Genomic DNA, 19,204 nt, shown 5'->3' with positions numbered 1-19,204 from the left:
AAGCGCTTTGGTTACTTTCGCGCTTTTCGAAAGTGACTCGCTGTAAAAGCGAAACCAATAGCCGCCGTTACCCCAAAAATGGATATGTACTCCAAACAAAAAAACAACAGCATCAACCCCAACCATCACGGTTTATCCGACAAATCCTGAAATAACCCCCTACCCTGCTTGCGCGGCCACCTCCTGCTCTCTAACGTAGCGCCTTTACTGACGCTACCCCCCCGCAGGAGCTTTGCCATGGCCTCGCCAGCCCTCACACATTTTCTTCCCCGGTTCGGCGTTGCCGCAGCAGTGGCCGGTGTTTTGAGCCTGTCCGGTTGTCAGACCTGGAACGCCCAAGACACGCTCCCGCCCACCACCGGCGTGCAGCCGCTCAAAGGTCTGGCGCAAAACGTTTCGGTGCGTCGCAACGCCATGGGCGTGCCGTTGATCGAAAGCAGCAGCTTCCACGACGCGCTGTTCACCCTCGGTTATGTACACGCGAGCGACCGCATCACGCAGATGGTCACCCTGCGCCTGCTGGCCGAAGGCCGGTTGTCGGAGATGTCCGGTTCGGACCTGCTGGACGCCGACCGCTACATGCGCGCCGTCAACCTGAAGAAAAGCGCCGGCGAGTTGTACAAGGCCTCTTCGCCGCGCCTCAAACGCTTCTTCGAAGTCTATGCGCGCGGGGTCAACGCCTACCTGTTCCGCTACCGCGACAAGTTGCCGGCCGATCTCACCGCCACCGGCTACAAGCCCGAATACTGGAAACCGGAAGATTCGGCGCTGATTTTCTGCCTGCTGAACTTCAGCCAATCGGCGAACCTGCCCGAGGAAATCTCCTCGCTGGTGCTGGCCCAATCGGTCACCACCGACAAACTCCCGTGGCTGACACCGTCCGCCCCCGACGAAAAACTGCCGGTGGCCGAAGCCGAAAAACTTCAGGGCCTCAAGCTCAACGGGGCGATTCCAGGCCTCGCCGAAATCAGCAAAGCCACCGGCCAACTGTCCGATCTGAATCTGCTGGGCGCCACATCATCGAACAACTGGGCGATTGCCCCGCAACGCAGCCGCAGCGGCAAAAGCCTGCTGGCCAGCGACAGCCATGGGCCGCTGGGCGTGCCGTCGCTGTTCAGTTACGTGCAGATTCGTGCGCCGAAATACCAGGCGTCCGGCGTGACGATCGCCGGTTTGCCGATGGTGCTGGGCGGTTTCAACGGCAAAGTGGCGTGGAGCATGACCTCGGTCATGGGCGACAACCAGGACCTGTTCCTGGAAAAAATCCAACGCCAGGGCAACGGTCTTTCCTACGAAGTCGGCGGCAAATGGCAGCCGGTTATCGTTCGCAACGAAACCTATTTCGTCAAAGGCCAGCGGCCGATTCGCGAAGCGGTGTACGAAACGCGCCACGGGCCGCTGCTCAACAGCGCCAAAGGCACGGCGCTGGGCAACGGTTTGGGCCTGGCGTTGCAGACACCGAACTTCACCGATGACAAATCCCTGGACGCGTTTTTCGACCTGTCTCGCGCACAAACCGTCGAGAAAGCCTCGGACGCCAGCCGTGAAATCCGTGCGATCACGCTGAATCTGGTCTTTGCCGACGCCAGCAATATTGGCTGGCAAGTTACCGGTCGTTACCCGAACCGCCGCGAAGGCGAAGGCCTGCTGCCATCGCCGGGCTGGGAAGGTCGTTATGACTGGGACGGTTACGCCGACGCGATGCTGCACCCGTACGATCAAGACCCGGCGCAAGGCTGGCTCGGCACCGCCAACCAGCGGGTCATTCCCCATGGTTACGGCATGCAGCTGTCCAATTCGTGGTCGGCACCGGAACGTGGCGAACGCATGGCTGAACTGGCCGGCGTGGGCAAACACGACACGCGCAGTGTGATCGCCATGCAATACGATCAGACCACCACGTTCGCCGCCAAACTGAAAAAGATGTTTGCAGCGCCGGGCATGGCCAAGCCGCTCAAGCAGGCCATTGAAGCCTTGCCGGTAGCCGATCGCGGCAAGGCGCACGAAGCGTTTACCCGCCTGATGGCGTTCGACGGCAAACTCGCCGCGACCTCCGCCGATGCAGCGATTTACGAGCTGTTCCTGCAGGAAAGCGCCAAGCAAACCTTCCTCGACGAACTGGGCCCGGAAAGCAGTCCGGCGTGGAAAGCCTTTATCGCCAACGGCAAGTTGTCCTACGCGGCGCAAGCCGATCATCTGTTGGGGCGTGAAGACAGCCCGTTCTGGGATGACGCACGCACGCCGCAGAAAGAAGACAAACCGGCGATTCTCGCCCGCAGCCTCGCGGCGGCCATCACCGCAGGCGACAGTCAGTTGGGCGGCGATCACAAAGCCTGGCAGTGGGGCAAACTGCACCGCTATGAATGGAAAAACGCCAGTGGCCAGACCGTACGCGGTCCGCTCGCGGCCGGCGGCGATCACACCACGTTGAACACGGCGGCGTTCGCCTGGGGCCAGGACTTCAACACCACGCTGGCACCGGCCATGCGCTTCATCGTCGATTTCGGCCAGGCCGAACCGTTGATGGGCCAGAACGGTACCGGCCAGTCGGGTAACCCGGCGAGTCCGAACTACCTCGACAGCGTAGATCCGTGGTTGAAGGGGCAATACGTGAGTCTGCCGATGCAGCCGCAGAACTTCGACAAGGTCTACGGGACCAAGCGGTTGACGCTGACACCCGGCAAGTAACCCCATCCCCCTGTAGGAGCCGGCTTGCTGGCGATAGCGTCTGTTCAGTCAATAAACATGTCGACTGACACGCCGCCATCGCCAGCAAGCCGGCTCCTACAGGGAGCGTCGTTTTCCTGTGAAATATCGATAGAACTTCTGACCCCGCCCAAACCTCATAGCTAACAAGTCCCTCCATTTTGGTAACAACATGGATCTTGTTATCGCGCGCCCCGAAGGTTTGTACTGCCCGGCCGGAGATTTCTATATCGACCCGTGGCGGCCAGTCGAACGTTCGGTCATCACCCACGCCCACGGCGATCATGCCCGCGGCGGCAACCGGCACTATCTGGCAGCCGCGCCCGGCGAAGGCATCCTGCGCGCGAGACTGGGCCAGGACATCAATCTGCAAACCCTGGCCTATGGCGAGCGGTTGCTGCATCACGGCGTCACCCTGAGTTTCCACCCCGCCGGCCACGTACTCGGTTCGGCGCAGGTGCGCCTGGAATATGGTGGCGAAGTCTGGGTCGCCTCCGGGGATTACAAAATCGAACCCGACGGCACCTGTGCGCCATTCGAGCCGGTGCGCTGCCACACCTTCATCACCGAATCGACCTTTGGCCTGCCGATCTATCGCTGGCCGCCTCAGGCGCAGGTGTTTGCCGAAATCAATCAGTGGTGGCAAGCCAATGCCGCCGAAGACAAGACCAGCGTGCTGTTCTGCTATGCCTTCGGCAAGGCGCAGCGGATTCTCCACGGTATCGACGCGCGCCTCGGCCCCATTCTGGTGCACGGCGCTGTCGAGCCGCTCAACCGGGTGTATCGAGAAAGCGGCGTTTACCTGCCACCAACGATCCACGCTGGCGAGGTCAAAAAGAGCGACCCGATGATGCGCAAGGCGCTGGTCCTGGCCCCGCCCTCGGCGGGCGGCAGCAGCTGGATGCGGCGCTTCGGCGATTACAGCGATGGTTTCGCCAGTGGCTGGATGCGCTTGCGTGGCACGCGTCGGCGACGGGGAGTGGACCGGGGTTTTGTGCTGTCGGACCACGCCGACTGGCCAGGCCTGCTCTGGGCAATCGAACAGACCGGCGCCGAACGCGTGATGGTCACCCACGGTTCGGTCGCGGTCCTGGTGCGCCATTTGCGCGAGCAGGGTCTCGACGCCCAGGAGTTCACCACCGAGTACGGCGACGACGAGGAAGACATCACCGACACCGAACCGCAAAGCGCCGAGGTGCTGCCGTGAAGGCCTTTGCCCGGTTGTACGCCGAGCTCGACGCGACAACGTCCAGCAATGCCAAACTGGCGGCGATGCAACATTACTTCGCTCAGGCCGCCCCGGAAGACGCCGCCTGGGCGGTGTACTTTTTGTCCGGCGGGCGACCTCGGCAACTGGTGCCGGTGCGCATCCTGCGTGAACTCGCCGAGGCGTATTCCGGCCTGTCACCGTGGTTGTTCGAAGAGAGTTATCAGGCGGTGGGCGACCTGGCGGAAACCATCTCGCTGGTGCTGCCCGAAGCGCCCCACAGTTCCACCGACGGGCTGGCGGTGTGGATCGAAGACAAACTGCTGCCCTTGCGCGGCGAATCTCCCGACGTGCTCGCCCAGCAATTGCCCGAACTCTGGTCGCAACTGGACCGCCCCGGCCTGATGCTCTGCATCAAACTGATCACCGGCAGTTTCCGCGTCGGCGTCTCCAAGTTGCTGGTGACCCGCGCCCTGGCAGCGATGGCGCGGCTCGACAGCAAACGCGTGGCCCAGCGACTGGTGGGTTACACCGACCTCTCCAGCCGTCCCAGCGCAGCGAGTTACCTGAAACTGATCGCCGCCGAGTCGGCCGATGAACACTCACAAAGGGGCGGCCAGCCGTATCCGTTTTTTCTCGCCCACGCGTTGTCGCAACCGGTGGAGCAATTCGAAACCCTGCTCGGCCCCGCCAGCAACTGGCAGGTGGAATGGAAGTGGGACGGCATCCGCGCCCAAGTGGTCAAGCGCGATGGACGACTGTGGATCTGGTCGCGCGGCGAAGAATTGGTCACCGAGCGTTTTCCCGAATTTGACAGCCTGGTTCACGGCCTACCGGACGGTACGGTGATCGACGGCGAGATCGTTGCGTGGAAAACCGCACCACCGAGCACCGAAGATGCCTTCGATCCACTGGCGCCGAACCCACCGGCGGTGCAACCGTTCGCCCTGCTGCAACAGCGGATCGGCCGCAAGACCCTGGGCAAGAAAATCCTCGATGAAGTGCCGGTGGTCGTACTGGCCTTCGACTTGCTGGAATGGCAAGGCGCAGACTGGCGCAACCAGCCTCAAGCCAGGCGGCGCACCCAACTGGAACAGGTCATCACCCAGTGCAACAACCCGGTGTTACTGCCCTCCCCGGTGTTGACCGACAAAGACTGGCTCGACCTCGCCCGCCAACGCGAAGCCTCCCGCCGCCTCGGCGTCGAAGGCATGATGCTCAAGGCCCGGGATGCGCTGTATGGCGTCGGCCGGACCAAGGACATGGGCGTTTGGTGGAAGTGGAAAGTCGACCCGTTCAGCATCGACGCCGTGCTGATTTACGCGCAACGCGGCCATGGTCGCCGAGCCAGTCTGTACAGCGATTACACGTTCGCGGTGTGGGACAGCCCGCCCAGTGCCAGCGAGCGCACGCTGGTGCCATTCGCCAAGGCGTATTCAGGCCTCACCGACGAGGAAATGCGCCAGGTCGACAGCATCGTGCGCAAGACTACGGTGGAGACATTCGGCCCGGTGAGCAGTGTAAAACCGAGCCTGGTGTTTGAATTGGGGTTTGAGGGCATCGCCTTGTCCAAGCGCCACAAGAGCGGGATTGCGGTGCGGTTTCCGCGGATGCTGCGGTGGCGCAAAGACAAGAACGTTGACGAGGCTGACAATCTCGCCACCCTGCAGAATCTTTTGAGTTAACCAATCCCCTGTAGGAGCCGGCTTGCTGGCGATGAACGATAACTCGGTCATTCTGAATCACCGCGTCGATCCGATCGCCAGCAAGCCGGCTCCTACGAAAAGCTTGATCACGTGCTCAATGACGGTGCAGCTATTTCCCGGCGCCCGTTTTCGTGCATAAATCCCGTCCAGCCATTTCTTGAATCACCTTTTAAAACGCTTGTTCGGGACTCTGGTTCGGAAATTGCTACTTTCAATAGGTCTTACGCTTTCCAGTAACAATAATTCTGCGCCACAAGCGCTCATATTGGTTCTTAGGGATTGAATAATGAAAAAAGCATTGCTGACCCTTTCTGCACTGGCGTTGTGCATGGCTGCCGGCTCCGCGCTGGCCAAGGAATACAAAGAACTGCGTTTTGGCGTTGACCCTTCCTATGCTCCGTTCGAGTCGAAAGCGGCCGACGGTAGCCTGGTGGGCTTTGATATCGATCTGGGCAATGCCATCTGTGCCGAGCTGAAGGTCAAGTGCAAATGGGTCGAAAGCGATTTCGACGGCATGATTCCGGGCCTGAAGGCCAACAAATTCGACGGTGTGATCTCTTCGATGACCGTCACCCCGGCCCGCGAAAAAGTCATCGACTTCTCCAGCGAGCTGTTCTCCGGCCCAACCGCCTATGTGTTCAAGAAAGGTTCCGGCCTGACCGAAGACGTCGCGTCCCTGAAAGGCAAGACCGTAGGCTACGAGCAAGGCACCATCCAGGAAGCCTATGCCAAGGCCGTGCTGGACAAGGCTGGCGTGAAAACCCAGGCCTATCAGAACCAGGATCAGGTGTATTCGGACCTGATGTCCGGTCGCCTCGATGCCGCGATCCAGGACATGTTGCAAGCCGAACTGGGCTTTTTGAAGTCGCCAAAGGGCGAAGGCTACGAAGTCAGCAAGCCGGTTGACAGCGAATTGCTGCCAGCCAAAACAGCTATCGGTATCTCTAAAGGTAACAAAGACCTCAAGGCACTTTTGGATAAAGGTATCAAAGCGTTACACGATGATGGCACCTACGCCACCATTCAGAAGAAACACTTTGGCGATCTGAATCTGTACAGCGGCAAATAATGCCCGGCGCCCATCTCGCGATGGGCGCTTTTTTCATCCGATCAGGTTGCTGATTTATGTTCGAAAACCTATTACAAAATCTGGGGCTCTCAGCCTTCAGCCTCAAGGGCTTCGGTCCGTTGCTGATGGAAGGCACCTGGATGACCATCAAATTATCGGCGTTGTCGCTGCTGGTGGCCGTGTTGCTCGGCCTGCTCGGCGCCAGTGCCAAACTGTCAAAAGTCAAACTCGTGCGCGTCCCGGCGCAGGTCTACACCACGCTGATTCGCGGCGTGCCGGACCTGGTGCTGATGCTGCTGATTTTCTACAGCCTGCAAACCTGGTTGACGTCGTTCACCGATTTCATGGAATGGGAATACATCGAGATCAACCCGTTTAGCGCCGGGGTCATTACCCTGGGCTTCATTTATGGCGCGTACTTCACCGAAACCTTTCGTGGCGCGATTCTCGCGGTGCCCCGGGGCCAGGTCGAAGCGGCCACCGCCTATGGCCTCAAGCGTGGCCAGCGGTTCTGGATCGTGGTGTTCCCGCAAATGATGCGTTTCGCCCTGCCGGGTATCGGTAACAACTGGATGGTGATGCTCAAGGCCACCGCGCTGGTGTCGATCATCGGCCTCGCCGACCTGGTCAAGGCTGCCCAGGACGCCGGCAAAAGCAGTTATCAACTGTTCTACTTCCTGGTGCTGGCTGCGCTGATTTACCTGCTGATCACCAGCGCCTCCAACGTCATCCTGCGCTGGCTTGAACGCCGCTACGCCGCTGGCTCCCGGGAGGCCGTACGATGATCGAACTCCTGCAGGAATACTGGAAACCCTTCCTTTACACCGACGGCTACAACATCACCGGCCTGGCCATGACCCTGTGGCTGCTCAGTGCGTCGATCTTCATCGGTTTCCTGGTGTCGATCCCGCTGTCCATCGCCCGGGTGTCGCCGCACTTCTATATTCGCTGGCCGGTGCAGTTCTACACCTACCTGTTTCGCGGGACGCCGCTGTATATCCAGCTGCTGATTTGCTACACCGGCATCTACAGCCTGGCCGCCGTGCGAGAGCAGCCGATACTCGATGCGTTCTTTCGTGACGCAATGAACTGCACCATCCTCGCCTTCGCCCTGAACACCTGCGCCTACACCACGGAGATTTTCGCCGGGGCAATCCGCAGCATGGCCCACGGTGAAGTCGAAGCGGCCAAAGCCTACGGCCTGACCGGCTGGAAGCTGTATGCCTACGTGATCATGCCGTCAGCCCTGCGTCGCTCGCTGCCTTATTACAGCAACGAAGTGATCCTGATGCTGCACTCGACCACCGTCGCGTTCACCGCGACCATCCCGGACATTCTGAAAGTCGCGCGGGACGCCAACTCGGCGACCTTCCTGACCTTCCAGTCGTTCGGCATCGCCGCGCTGATCTACCTGACCGTCACCTTTGCGCTGGTCGGCCTGTTCCGCCTCGCCGAACGCCGATGGCTGGCCTTCCTCGGGCCGACCCACTAGGACTTTTCGCACATGCGCCACCAGATACATGACTTGCTGGCCCCGCTGCCGGGGACCGCACGACAGATTCACAGCTTCCACTTCGGCCCGACGTCGGCCCAGGGCAAGATCTACATCCAGGCGTCCCTGCACGCCGATGAAATGCCCGGCATGCTGGTCGCCTGGCACCTCAAACAACGCCTGGCCGAGCTGGAAGCCGCCGGCCACCTGCGCAGCGAAATCGTACTGGTGCCGATTGCCAACCCGGTCGGCCTCGAACAAGTGCTGATGGATGTACCGCTGGGCCGCTACGAGCTCGAAAGCGGGCAGAACTTCAATCGCTGGTTCGTCGATTTGAGCGAGGAAGTCGGCAATGAGATCGAAGGCCAGCTCGGCGACGATCCGCAGCGCAACCTCGAACTGATCCGCAACAGCCTGCGCCAGGCTCTGGCGCGACAGACTGCCAGCACTCAACTGCAATCCCAGCGCCTGATCCTGCAACGACTGGCCTGTGACGCGGATATGGTGCTGGACCTGCATTGCGATTTCGAAGCGGTCGCGCACCTCTACACCACGCCCGAGGCCTGGCCACAGGTCGAGCCGCTGGCCCGCTACATCGGTGCCGAAGCGAGTCTGCTGGCCACCGATTCCGGCGGTCAGTCGTTCGACGAATGTTTCACCCTGCTCTGGTGGCAGTTGAAAGAGCGCTTCGGCGAACACTTCGACATTCCGCTCGGCAGCTTCTCGGTCACCGTCGAATTGCGTGGCCAGGGCGACGTCAATCACCCGTTGGCCAGCCTCGACTGCCAGGCGTTGATCGATTACCTGATTCACTTCGGCGCGATTGCCGGCGAACCGGCGCCACTGCCGGAACTGACGTATCCCGCCACGCCGCTGGCGGCCGTCGAACCGGTGGCCACGCCCGTGGGCGGTTTGCTGGTGTTCACCGCGCTGCCGGGGGAATACCTGGAGGCCGGGCAACTGATCGCCGAAATCGTCGACCCGATCAACGATCTCGTCACCCCCGTTCACTGCACCGTCGCCGGGCTGATGTACGCCCGCTCGCTACGGCGCATGGCCACTGCCGGCATGGTGATCGCCCACGTCGCGGGCACCGAAGCCTATCGCAGCGGCTACCTACTTTCGCCTTGAGGATGCATGCCCCATGTACAAACTGACCATCGAAGGCCTGCATAAAAGCTATGGCGATCATCATGTGCTCAAAGGCGTTTCACTCAAGGCCAACACCGGCGACGTCATCAGCCTGATCGGCGCCAGCGGCTCGGGCAAAAGTACCTTCCTGCGTTGCATCAACTTTCTCGAACAGCCCAACGACGGCGCCATGAGCCTGGACGGCCAGAACATCCGCATGATCAAGGATCGCCACGGCATGCACGTGGCCGACGCCGATGAACTGCAACGGATCCGCACCCGCCTGGCCATGGTGTTCCAGCACTTCAACCTGTGGAGCCACATGACCGTGCTGGAAAACATCACCATGGCTCCGCGCCGGGTGCTGGGTTGCAGCAAGCAGGAAGCCGAGGACCGCGCACGTCGTTACCTCGACAAGGTTGGCCTGGCCGCACGCGTGGCGGACCAGTACCCGGCGTTTCTTTCCGGGGGCCAGCAACAGCGGGTCGCCATTGCCCGCGCATTGGCCATGGAGCCGGAAGTCATGCTGTTCGACGAACCGACGTCTGCGCTCGACCCGGAGCTGGTGGGTGAAGTGCTCCGAGTGATCCAGGGTCTCGCCGAAGAAGGCCGGACCATGATCATGGTGACCCACGAAATGAGCTTCGCCCGCAAAGTGTCGAGTCAGGTGCTGTTTCTGCACCAGGGCCTGGTCGAGGAAGAAGGCGCGCCGGAAGACGTGCTGGGCAATCCGAAGAGTGAGCGGCTGAAGCAGTTCCTCAGCGGCAACCTCAAGTAACACGTAGCCGTTGCAGGAGCGAAGCTTGCTCGCGAAGACGGTGGGTCAGGAGAGAAAGATGTCGGCTGACCCACCGTCTTCGCGAGCAAGCTTCGCTCCTACCAATACAAGCCATTCATTCGCGTGGTTGATCACACAACCGGCGCGGGAGGCGGCTCATCCGGCAGGGTCGGCTCACCGGGTTCGGTGGGTTGTTCGTTGGGGGTATCGGGATCAGGCTGGCCGGGGATGCCCCCCGCCATGCTGATGGGCGGATGTGCCAGCAACGACCAGGCCAAAACGCCAACCTGATTGGGCTCAAGCCTTGCCAGTTCGGCACTTATACGCGGGTCGATCTTCATATAGCACTCCTGAGCGATGGCCCGATCCGCCTTGCGCAGATCGGAGCAGTACACCCCATAGAGTGTACGCTCGCCCAGGAATTCCCACGGTTTGTCAGACGGTTGACTCAGGTGCGTGGCAGCGTCACGCCGCGTTGGCCCTGATACTTGCCGCCACGGTCCTTGTAGGACACTTCGCACTCTTCGTCGGACTCAAGGAACAGCATCTGCGCCACGCCTTCGTTGGCGTAGATCTTCGCCGGCAGGTTGGTGGTGTTCGAGAATTCCAGGGTCACGTGACCCTCCCACTCAGGCTCAAGCGGGGTGACGTTGACGATGATGCCGCAGCGGGCGTAGGTGCTTTTGCCCAGGCAAATGGTCAATACGTTGCGCGGAATACGGAAGTATTCGACGGTGCTGGCCAGGGCGAAGGAGTTCGGCGGGATGATGCAGACGTCGCTGTGGATATCGACGAAGCTGCCGGCATCGAAGTTTTTCGGGTCGACGATGGCCGAATTGATGTTGGTGAACACTTTGAAGTGATTAGTGCAGCGCACGTCGTAGCCGTAACTCGACACGCCGTAGGAGATCACTCGGCTATCGTCGCTGCCGCGCACCTGGCGCTCGACGAACGGTTCGATCATGCCCTGCTCTTGCGCCATGCGGCGAATCCACTTGTCCGATTTGATGCTCATGGCGGGTGTCCTGAATAGCGAGGTGGAAAAAATCTGTCCGGCATCTTACCGGGGCGCGCCGCCGGTTCAAAGTCCGGGGCACAATTCTTGGCGATCCCCCTTAAATTCCGGACCTCGACGGCAATACAATGCACCGTCAGTCACGAAAACAGAGAAACCTTCGCCGGAAGCATTGGCACGTTCCGGAAAAAGGGTTAAGGTGGCGCCACTGTGCTGCTTGTGTCACTGAGAATCTCTACACGATATGTTGAATTTCGATCCAACCATCTACAAGAATTTTTCCTGCTCTTTGCACTCAGTCTCGGCCAGGGTTCTTCCTGAGTCGCAGTTATCTTTGTTCAAGGAGTTACACCATGTCTAATCGCCAAACTGGTACCGTTAAGTGGTTCAACGATGAAAAAGGCTTCGGCTTCATCACTCCACAATCCGGTGACGACCTGTTCGTTCACTTCAAAGCTATCCAATCCGACGGCTTCAAAAGCCTGAAAGAAGGCCAACAGGTTTCTTTCATCGCTACCCGCGGTCAGAAAGGCATGCAAGCTGAAGAAGTTCAAGTTATCTAACTTGTACTTGCTTTAGTAAAAAGCCCCGCCCTTAAAAGCGGGGCTTTTTTGTGGGCGAATGTTTTGTAGTGATCCAAACCCTATTGATAGTACTGACGCCTTCGCGGGCAAGTCGGATCGCCGCACCGCTCGCTCCTACAGGTTTTGCGTCGGTATCGGAAATCGCGACCCGACGCAAAACCTGTAGGAGCGAGGCTTGCCCGCGAATGGTTTTACCAAGCCACACCAAACCCAGCGGTATAGCGGGTCTTGTCCAGATCGGCATCGTCTGTACCGCTGATGATGTCTCGCTCGGCCTTCAAGTTAAGCGACGCCCACTCGGTCACTTTGTAGCGCAAGCCCATTTCGGCATCGAGCGCATAATCCGCCACACCCGACAACGGCTTGCCCACTTCGCCATTGGTGAAGAATTCCACCTTCTTGCCGATCAGGTAGCGGTTGTAATCCCACTTCATCGCCAGGGAATAGAAGTTGTCCTTGCTGCCGTCGGAGAACTGGTAGTCCGTGTGGTTGAACAGCGAGCCGAGCGAGAATGCGCCTAGCTCGTCATCCCAGAACTGGTAACCCGGACCGGTACCGACGGTGCGCTGACGGGAGAGCTCTTCAACCTTGTCGCGCTTATAGACCGCACGGCCCTGCCAGAACCACTTCTCGGTCAGGAAGCGGTCGAGCGAGTACTCGCCCCGCCAGTTGTCGGTGGTGACCACGTCATCCTGGAATTCACGGTTGTACTCGCCTTCGGCGATATGCCGCCATCTGCCATGGCGCGCAGTGGTCTTGAAGTCGACATCGTAGTCGTCGGTGTCCTTTTCCGCCCGCTGGTAATCCAGCGCCGCATCGATATTGCCTTTCCAGACCAGATCCTCAACCACCGGCTTGGGCTTGAGAATCTGCTGGATACTCGCCAGCTCGACGGTCTTCGGTGCCTCGCCGTTTTCCAGCGTCACCTTGCCGTCGTCCGCCGCGTGCAGCGACTTGGCCTTCTCACCGCTGTAGGCATCCTGCTTGACCAGCAACTCCTGATCGCTCTCCAGGGTTTTGACCTGCTTCCAGTCGATCGGAACCGAACCGGCGTATTCGGTCTGGATCACCAGCTTGCCGCCGTCGAACAGAGTGATCTTGCCACTCAGCTTGTCACCGTTCTTTAACCACACGGTGTCGGCGAGCAAGGGCGTGGAAGCACTCAGGACAGCGAGGCACAACAGGGTTCTGGACACCATAAGCAAGGACAGGCTCAAGTTTGCGAAAAAAGTCGGCATTATCCATAGGAATAAGGCCCTAACAAGGACTGACCCGCCCATCTCTATTGAGTTCATTTCTCAATTACTGATCGAGGATTTACCCTACAGACGGTCAGCCACTGTAGGTGCGAGCCTGCTCGCGATAAACTCAAGATCGACGCGTTTTCCCAGACAGCTCGCGTTATCGTTAACGACCATCGCGAGCTGGCTGGCTCCTACAGGGACCCCGGATGTGACCGACGCCGATGCAGAAACCGAAAGCCCTGCGCAAATCCGACGCACGGCGCTGTACCTCACTCTGGCGCAGGTGCCCGAGGGCAAAGTCGTGAGTTATGGTCAACTCGCCGAACTCGCAGGACTGGGTCGCGCCGCGCGCTGGGTCGGGCGTACGCTCAGCCAGTTGCCCGGCGACACCAAACTGCCCTGGCATCGAGTGCTCGGCGCCGGCGGTCGGATCAGCCTGCCCGTGGGCAGTCCTTCAGGGGACGAGCAACGCGCACGATTGCGCTCCGAAGGCGTCAGTGTCCTGAACAATCGTGTTGATATTCAGCGCCATGGCTGGCGCCCGGTAGAGCACAGCGGTTAGAGTGCGCGCTTTGTTTCCGTAATCTTGAGGCAGACTTCAGCCCATGCCCCGTAAAACCTGGCGCGCCGCGCTCGCCGCCTATGCCAGCCCATCGACACTTGTGCTGTTGTTGCTTGGTTTCGCCGCCGGCCTGCCCTACATGCTGGTGTTTTCGACACTGTCAGTCTGGTTGCGTGAAGCCGGTGTGGCTCGCGAAACCATTGGCTATGCAAGCCTGATCGGTCTGGCCTACGCCTTTAAATGGGTCTGGTCACCGTTGCTGGACCAATGGCGCCTGCCATTTCTCGGCAAGCTCGGTCGCCGTCGCTCGTGGCTGGTACTTTCCCAGGCACTGGTAATCCTCGGCTTGATCGGGATGGGTTTCTGCGACCCGCAAAAACACTTGTCCTGGCTGATCGCCATCGCCGTAGTCGTGGCCTTCGCCTCGGCGACGCAAGACATCGCGGTCGACGCCTATCGCCTGGAAATCGCCGAAGACAGCCGCCAGGCTGCCCTGGCCGCCAGCTACATGTCCGGCTATCGGATCGCGGCACTGCTGGCCACTGCCGGCGCCCTGTTCTTTGCCGAAGGTTTTGGCTCCACCGGTTTCAACTACAAGCATTCGGCATGGGCCGGCACTTACCTGCTGTTCGGCGCCCTGATGGTTCCGGCGCTGCTGACCTCTTTCTTCATGCGCGAACCGCCGGTGCCGTTGCGCACGCAATTGCAGGCCGGGCGCTACAGCTTCGTGCATCAACTGGCCTCGGTGTTCGTACTGATCGTGCTGCTGGTTTCCGTGCCGGCCATGTTCACCCAGCTCTACAACACCGACTTCGCCAGCGTGCTGTTTGACGGCGTCAGCCTGCTCGACCTGCTGCTACAAGACCGCGCATTCCTGCGGGCGATCCTCTACACCTCGCTCACCGCAATGTGCCTGTCGGCCATAGGCCGTCGTGGCCTGGCGCCGGTGCTGACACCGGTCAACGACTTCATTCTGCGTTACCGCTGGCAAGCGCTGCTGCTGCTCGGGCTGATCGCCACGTATCGGATGTCGGATACGGTGATGGGCGTGATGGCCAACGTGTTCTATATCGACCAGGGCTTCACCAAGGATCAGATTGCCAGCGTCAGCAAAATCTTCGGCCTGATCATGACGCTGGTCGGCGCCGGCATGGGCGGCCTGCTGATCGTGCGTTTCGGCATCCTGCCGATCCTGTTCATCGGCGGCGTGGCGTCAGCGGGCACCAATTTGCTGTTCCTGATGCTCGCCGACATGGGCGCCAACCTGAACATGCTGATCCTGACCATTTCCCTGGACAACTTCAGCTCGGGCCTGGCGACCTCCGCGTTCGTCGCCTACCTGTCGAGCCTGACCAACCTCAAGTTCTCCGCCACCCAATACGCCCTGCTCAGCTCGATCATGCTCCTGCTGCCGCGCCTGATCGGTGGCTATTCCGGGGTCATGGTGGAAAAATTCGGCTACCATGATTTCTTCCTGATCACCGCGCTGCTGGGCGTTCCGACGCTGGTGTTGATCGCCTTGCACTGGTTCCAGGAGAGCCGCCGCGAAGGCCCGACCCCAAAGCCTGAGCCGGTTCCAGCCCAGGTCGCGGAAGAATCGTAGGCTCCCTTATCCAATAGCATGCAAAGGGCGTGGAGATTCCCGCCCTCCTGCCACACCACCGACCGCGCGCCTGTACGCCAGCAGATCTCGCCCGTACAATGCTCCGTCATTTCTCGTCATCAGCAACCGACAACGGCCAACCATGCGCACCAGTCAATTTTTGCTCGCCACACAGAAAGAAACGCCTTCCGACGCGGTCGTCATCAGCCATCAGCTGATGCTGCGCGCCGGCATGATCCGCAAACTCGCCTCGGGCCTGTACACCTGGCTGCCGATGGGCTTGCGAGTAATGCGCAAGGTCGAAGCCATCGTTCGTGAAGAAATGAACGCCGCAGGCTCTCTTGAAGTGTTGATGCCGAGTACACAACCGGCTGAGCTGTGGCAGGAATCCGGTCGCTGGGAAGAATACGGCCCTGAATTGCTGCGCTTCAAGGATCGCCACGGTCGCGACTTCTGCGCCGGCCCGACCCACGAAGAAGTGATCACCGACCTGATGCGCAACGAGTTGAGCAGCTACAAACAGCTGCCGATCAACCTGTATCAGATCCAGACCAAATTCCGTGACGAAATCCGCCCACGCTTCGGTTTGATGCGCGGCCGCGAATTCATCATGAAGGACGCCTACTCGTTCCACGCTGACCAGCCTTCGCTGCAGGTCACCTACGACCGCATGCACCAGGCGTACTGCAACGTGTTCACCCGCCTGGGCCTGAAGTTCCGCCCGGTTGAAGCTGATAACGGCTCCATCGGCGGCGCTGGCTCCCACGAATTCCACGTGCTGGCCGAATCCGGCGAAGACGATATCGTCTTCAGCAACGGTTCCGACTACGCCGCGAACATCGAGAAAGCCGAAGCGGTACCGCGTGAAACCTCCCGCGCCGCGCCGACTGAAGAGATGCGCCTGGTCGACACGCCAGATACCAAGACCATCGCCGCGCTGGTGGAAAAATTCAATCTGCCGATTGAAAAGACCATCAAGACCCTCGTGGTTCACGCTGAAGAGAAAGGCAAGCTGATTGCCCTGATCATTCGTGGCGACCACGAGCTGAACGAAATCAAGGCCGCCAACCAGCCTGGCGTTGCCAGCCCGCTGGTCATGGCGTCCGAAAGCGAACTGCGCGACGCCATTGGCGCCGGTGCCGGTTCCCTCGGCCCGTTGAACCTGCCGCTGCCGATCATCATCGACCGTTCCGTCGAGCTGATGAGCGACTTTGGTATCGGTGCGAACATCGACGACAAGCACTACTTCGGCGTGAACTGGGAGCGTGACCTGCCGGTTCCGACCGTTGCCGACCTGCGCAACGTCGTGGCCGGTGATCCGAGCCCGGACGGCAAAGGCACCCTGGAAATCAAACGCGGCATCGAAGTCGGGCACATCTTCCAGCTGGGCAACAAGTACAGCAAAGCGATGAAGTGCGAAGTGCTGGGCGAGAACGGCAAGCCGGTCACCCTGGAAATGGGTTGCTACGGCATCGGCGTTTCCCGCGTGGTAGCTGCGGCCATCGAGCAGAACAACGACGCCAACGGGATCATCTGGAGCGACACACTGGCTCCATTCCAGATCGCGCTGGTGCCGCTGCGCTACGAAACCGAACAAGTTCGCGAAGCGACCGACAAGCTGTACGTCGAGTTGACTGCGGCCGGCTTCGAAGTGCTGCTGGACGATCGCGACAAGAAAACCAGCCCGGGCATCAAGTTCGCGGACATGGAGCTGATCGGCATTCCTCACCGGATCGTGGTCAGTGACCGCGGCCTCGCCGAAGGCAATCTGGAATACAAGAGCCGCACCGAGCCCGAGGCGCAAGCGCTGCCGGTCGCTGACGTGCTGTCCTTCCTCCAGGCCCGTATCCGCCGCTGACACCAGATAGAGAAGTCATGTTCAAGCGAAACACCTTAGGCCTCGGTGGTGCCGCCCTGTGCGGCACCCTGCTGGTCAGCGGCTGCGCCAATCACATGTCGCAACGCAGCGAGCACGAGGCTCGTGTCGAGCGCAAATTGCTCGATCACAGCCTGCAGATCGATGTCGGTGAGCCCAAGGTGCTTGAGCTGCCGCAACGTCGGGTGAAGATCCACGAACAGAAGACCTTCGAAGTCACCGAGTTCGAAGTCACCCGTCATTACGATCGCTACACGCCTTACCAACCCTGGCGGGAGGTCTACGAGATCCCGCTGGGCGCGGTGGCCGTGGTGGCCGGTGTCGGCGCGAACGTGGTCAACGTGTTCGCCCTCGGCAACCTGCCGGATAGCGTGACCAAGGACTGGTTCAGCTACGGTTTCGCCGGGCTCAACCCGTTCATGAACGCGCCGTCCCACGGTCGTGCGCAGCAGAACCTCGCCGGCATCGACGAAGTCCAGCTCGACAAGCGCACCGAATACTCGAGCCTGCCCTGGAGCGAGCGCCCGGTGGAGGTCAAGGCCGGCAAGGATACGTTCGAGCTGAGCACCGACAAAAACGGTGTGTTGCGCCTGAACCTGCTGGACAGTCCGTTCGCCGAACATGACATCAATCACCTGAGTCGCCTGCTGATCAAGGTCGAAGATAGTCAGGACGATGTACATACGGATTCGACCCTGGCGGTCAGCAGCTCGTTGCGCGGCAAGTTGCTCGAAGCCCACGGGCTGATTTACGACGATCTTGAAGACGACGAAGTGAGCCAGTGGGTACACCGGGTCAAGCGTCTGTCGGAGCTGGGTCTGGAAGAAGAAGCCAGTGAGCTTGAACAGAGTTTGATTGAGCTGACGCGTAACGATCCTGAGTTGCAGACCGAATTCCTCAAGTCGTTGACCAAGGATGCCGGGCGGCTCGTCGCGGATCCGGGACCGAACTAAAAGCAAAAGCTTCGCGGGCAAGCCTCGCTCCACCAGGTATTGCGTGCCCCCCTGTAGGAGCGAGGCTTGCCCGCGAAGAGGCCGTCACATTCACCGCTAAACTACCGCTCAAACAACTCCATCTGCTCAAACCCTCCGCGCAAATCCTCCAGCCTCACCCCGATCCCCAACAACCGCACCGGTTTCCCGCCGCGATTGAACGCCTGGGTCAGCAACAACTGATAACTCCCCAGATCCCGCCCTGCCCCGGCCTGCTCCAGCGTGGTCTGGGTAAAGTCATGGAATTTCACTTTGACGAACGGCTTGCCCGGCCGATAGCTGTTGTCGATTCGCGCCATGCGGCCCGCCAGGGTTTCCAGCAACTCGGGTAATTTATCCAGACAGCTCACCAGATCCGGCAGATCCACGTCATAGGTGTTTTCGACACTGATCGATTGCCGCCGACTGTCGTTGTGCACCAACCGATCATCGATCCCACGGGCCAGACTCCAAAGCCGCTCGCCAAAACTGCCGAATTCACGCACCAGCGCCAACTTGTCCCATTCGCGCAAATGCGAACAATCGACAATGCCGAGCCTGCCCAGTTTGTCGGCAGTCACTTTGCCAACGCCATGGAGCTTGCTGACGGGCAAACCGCTGACGAAATCCTCGACCTGATCCGGCGTAATGACAAACAAGCCATTGGGCTTCTTCCAGTCGCTGGCAATCTTGGCCAGGAATTTGTTCGGCGCCACGCCGGCGGAAACGGTGATGTGCAACTGATTGGACACCCGACGACGGATGTCCTGGGCAATTCGCGTGGCGCTGCCGCCGAAGTGCGCGCTGTCTGACACATCGAGGTAAGCCTCATCGAGGGAAAGCGGTTCGATCAGGTCGGTGTAATCGCGAAAGATCGTGTGAATTTCCTTCGAGGCTTCCCGGTAGGCGTCCATGCGCGGCTTGACGATGGTCAGGTCAGGGCACAACTTCAAGGCGTGCCCCGACGACATCGCCGAACGCACGCCATACGCCCGTGCTTCATAGTTACAGGTGGCGATCACCCCGCGTCGATCCGCCGAACCACCCACCGCCAGGGGTTTTCCGGCGAGGCGCGGGTCGTCGCGCATCTCGATGGCAGCGTAGAAGCAGTCACAATCGACGTGGATGATTTTTCGCTGGCTCATATAAAAGCGGTGTTCATGGCGTAGAATTGGAGTCAAGGCGTGCCGGATCTGCAGTATCTCACCGACACCTGTATATAGCACCAGTAGTCTGAATGTTCTTACCCAATGGTAGGAA

The 19,204-nt window shown here is 60.1% G+C and carries 17 protein-coding genes; 13 read left to right on the top strand and 4 right to left on the bottom strand.

Features of this window, described 5'->3' with window-relative positions; all coding sequences use genetic code 11:
• The first annotated feature begins 237 nt into the window (after window positions 1-237).
• The 8 genes from ACM6IO_RS19750 (at window position 238) to ACM6IO_RS19715 (ending at window position 10,089) form a co-directional block, all read left to right on the top strand.
• The gene (locus ACM6IO_RS19750; protein ID WP_414912060.1) at window positions 238-2,688 is read left to right on the top strand and encodes a penicillin acylase family protein; all 2,451 of its coding nucleotides are present in this window, start codon (window positions 238-240) and stop codon (window positions 2,686-2,688) included.
• Window positions 2,689-2,878: 190 nt separating this feature from the next.
• Complete coding sequence (locus ACM6IO_RS19745) at window positions 2,879-3,913, top strand: ligase-associated DNA damage response exonuclease (RefSeq protein ID WP_414912059.1); 1,035 nt, start codon at window positions 2,879-2,881, stop codon at window positions 3,911-3,913.
• Window positions 3,910-5,598, top strand: a complete 1,689-nt coding sequence (locus ACM6IO_RS19740; RefSeq protein ID WP_414912058.1) for an ATP-dependent DNA ligase — start codon at window positions 3,910-3,912, stop codon at window positions 5,596-5,598. Before ACM6IO_RS19745 ends, ACM6IO_RS19740 begins: the two co-directional genes overlap by 4 nt.
• Window positions 5,599-5,905: 307 nt before the next feature.
• The gene (locus ACM6IO_RS19735; RefSeq protein ID WP_008030070.1) at window positions 5,906-6,688 is read left to right on the top strand and encodes a transporter substrate-binding domain-containing protein; all 783 of its coding nucleotides are present in this window, start codon (window positions 5,906-5,908) and stop codon (window positions 6,686-6,688) included.
• 56 nt (window positions 6,689-6,744) lie between these two features.
• Entirely contained in the window at window positions 6,745-7,473 is a 729-nt protein-coding gene (locus ACM6IO_RS19730) for an ABC transporter permease (protein ID WP_008030068.1), read from the top strand.
• Complete coding sequence (locus ACM6IO_RS19725; RefSeq protein WP_008030066.1) at window positions 7,470-8,180, top strand: ABC transporter permease; 711 nt, start codon at window positions 7,470-7,472, stop codon at window positions 8,178-8,180. The genes ACM6IO_RS19730 and ACM6IO_RS19725 overlap by 4 nt, the downstream gene beginning before the upstream one ends.
• Before the next feature lie 12 nt (window positions 8,181-8,192).
• Window positions 8,193-9,311, top strand: coding sequence for a succinylglutamate desuccinylase/aspartoacylase family protein (locus ACM6IO_RS19720; protein WP_414912057.1), 1,119 nt, complete (start codon window positions 8,193-8,195; stop codon window positions 9,309-9,311).
• 13 nt (window positions 9,312-9,324) lie between these two features.
• Entirely contained in the window at window positions 9,325-10,089 is a 765-nt protein-coding gene (locus ACM6IO_RS19715) for an ABC transporter ATP-binding protein (protein ID WP_008030062.1), read from the top strand.
• A gap of 131 nt (window positions 10,090-10,220) precedes the next feature.
• On the opposite strand, the gene ACM6IO_RS19710 is transcribed toward ACM6IO_RS19715, so the two are convergent.
• Entirely contained in the window at window positions 10,221-10,430 is a 210-nt protein-coding gene (locus ACM6IO_RS19710; RefSeq protein ID WP_084321795.1) for a hypothetical protein, read from the bottom strand.
• Between the two features lie 107 nt (window positions 10,431-10,537).
• The gene (gene dcd, locus ACM6IO_RS19705) at window positions 10,538-11,104 is read right to left on the bottom strand and encodes a dCTP deaminase (protein WP_008030058.1); all 567 of its coding nucleotides are present in this window, start codon (window positions 11,102-11,104) and stop codon (window positions 10,538-10,540) included.
• Window positions 11,105-11,457: 353 nt separating this feature from the next.
• On the opposite strand from dcd, the gene ACM6IO_RS19700 reads away from it, so the two are divergent.
• On the top strand, window positions 11,458-11,667 hold the full coding sequence (locus ACM6IO_RS19700; RefSeq protein ID WP_002554837.1) for a cold-shock protein: 210 nt from the start codon (window positions 11,458-11,460) through the stop codon (window positions 11,665-11,667).
• 212 nt (window positions 11,668-11,879) lie between these two features.
• Here ACM6IO_RS19700 and ACM6IO_RS19695 read toward each other — a convergent pair whose 3' ends face one another.
• A complete protein-coding gene (locus ACM6IO_RS19695; RefSeq protein ID WP_008039264.1) occupies window positions 11,880-12,887 on the bottom strand; it encodes a DUF481 domain-containing protein in 1,008 nt (335 codons plus the stop codon).
• A gap of 253 nt (window positions 12,888-13,140) precedes the next feature.
• Here ACM6IO_RS19695 and ACM6IO_RS19690 point away from each other — a divergent pair, with 253 nt between their 5' ends.
• The 4 genes from ACM6IO_RS19690 (at window position 13,141) to ACM6IO_RS19675 (ending at window position 17,926) form a co-directional block, all read left to right on the top strand.
• Window positions 13,141-13,494, top strand: coding sequence for an MGMT family protein (locus ACM6IO_RS19690; protein ID WP_008030054.1), 354 nt, complete (start codon window positions 13,141-13,143; stop codon window positions 13,492-13,494).
• Between the two features lie 43 nt (window positions 13,495-13,537).
• Window positions 13,538-15,097, top strand: coding sequence for an AmpG family muropeptide MFS transporter (locus ACM6IO_RS19685; protein WP_008039268.1), 1,560 nt, complete (start codon window positions 13,538-13,540; stop codon window positions 15,095-15,097).
• Window positions 15,098-15,239: 142 nt separating this feature from the next.
• Window positions 15,240-16,955: a proline--tRNA ligase gene (locus tag ACM6IO_RS19680; protein ID WP_414912056.1), complete on the top strand. Its 1,716-nt coding sequence runs from the start codon at window positions 15,240-15,242 to the stop codon at window positions 16,953-16,955.
• Window positions 16,956-16,972: 17 nt separating this feature from the next.
• Window positions 16,973-17,926, top strand: a complete 954-nt coding sequence (locus tag ACM6IO_RS19675) for a hypothetical protein (RefSeq protein WP_192417943.1) — start codon at window positions 16,973-16,975, stop codon at window positions 17,924-17,926.
• 101 nt (window positions 17,927-18,027) lie between these two features.
• Here the strand turns inward: ACM6IO_RS19675 and dinB are convergent, their stop codons facing one another.
• Window positions 18,028-19,089: a DNA polymerase IV gene (gene dinB / locus ACM6IO_RS19670; RefSeq protein ID WP_008030047.1), complete on the bottom strand. Its 1,062-nt coding sequence runs from the start codon at window positions 19,087-19,089 to the stop codon at window positions 18,028-18,030.
• Between the last annotated feature and the right edge of the window lie 115 nt (window positions 19,090-19,204).

Source organism: Pseudomonas sp. IT-P44 (genome assembly GCF_949768225.1).
GTDB lineage: Bacteria > Pseudomonadota > Gammaproteobacteria > Pseudomonadales > Pseudomonadaceae > Aquipseudomonas > Aquipseudomonas migulae.
The sequence above is the reverse complement of the archived record's forward strand: the minus strand, read 5'-3'. Positions and strand labels throughout refer to the sequence as shown.

Bases quoted from the DNA above. Each gene is read 5' to 3' on its own strand.
- ACM6IO_RS19750 (WP_414912060.1), top strand. From the start codon at position 238: ATGGCCTCGCCAGCCCTCACACATTTTCTTCCCCGGTTCGGCGTTGCC.
- ACM6IO_RS19745 (WP_414912059.1), top strand. From the start codon at position 2,879: ATGGATCTTGTTATCGCGCGCCCCGAAGGTTTGTACTGCCCGGCCGGA.
- ACM6IO_RS19735 (WP_008030070.1), top strand. From the start codon at position 5,906: ATGAAAAAAGCATTGCTGACCCTTTCTGCACTGGCGTTGTGCATGGCT.
- ACM6IO_RS19730 (WP_008030068.1), top strand. From the start codon at position 6,745: ATGTTCGAAAACCTATTACAAAATCTGGGGCTCTCAGCCTTCAGCCTC.
- ACM6IO_RS19725 (WP_008030066.1), top strand. From the start codon at position 7,470: ATGATCGAACTCCTGCAGGAATACTGGAAACCCTTCCTTTACACCGAC.
- ACM6IO_RS19720 (WP_414912057.1), top strand. From the start codon at position 8,193: ATGCGCCACCAGATACATGACTTGCTGGCCCCGCTGCCGGGGACCGCA.
- ACM6IO_RS19715 (WP_008030062.1), top strand. From the start codon at position 9,325: ATGTACAAACTGACCATCGAAGGCCTGCATAAAAGCTATGGCGATCAT.
- ACM6IO_RS19710 (WP_084321795.1), bottom strand. From the start codon at position 10,430: ATGAAGATCGACCCGCGTATAAGTGCCGAACTGGCAAGGCTTGAGCCC.
- dcd (WP_008030058.1), bottom strand. From the start codon at position 11,104: ATGAGCATCAAATCGGACAAGTGGATTCGCCGCATGGCGCAAGAGCAG.
- ACM6IO_RS19700 (WP_002554837.1), top strand. From the start codon at position 11,458: ATGTCTAATCGCCAAACTGGTACCGTTAAGTGGTTCAACGATGAAAAA.
- ACM6IO_RS19695 (WP_008039264.1), bottom strand. From the start codon at position 12,887: ATGGTGTCCAGAACCCTGTTGTGCCTCGCTGTCCTGAGTGCTTCCACG.
- ACM6IO_RS19685 (WP_008039268.1), top strand. From the start codon at position 13,538: ATGCCCCGTAAAACCTGGCGCGCCGCGCTCGCCGCCTATGCCAGCCCA.
- ACM6IO_RS19680 (WP_414912056.1), top strand. From the start codon at position 15,240: ATGCGCACCAGTCAATTTTTGCTCGCCACACAGAAAGAAACGCCTTCC.
- ACM6IO_RS19675 (WP_192417943.1), top strand. From the start codon at position 16,973: ATGTTCAAGCGAAACACCTTAGGCCTCGGTGGTGCCGCCCTGTGCGGC.
- dinB (WP_008030047.1), bottom strand. From the start codon at position 19,089: ATGAGCCAGCGAAAAATCATCCACGTCGATTGTGACTGCTTCTACGCT.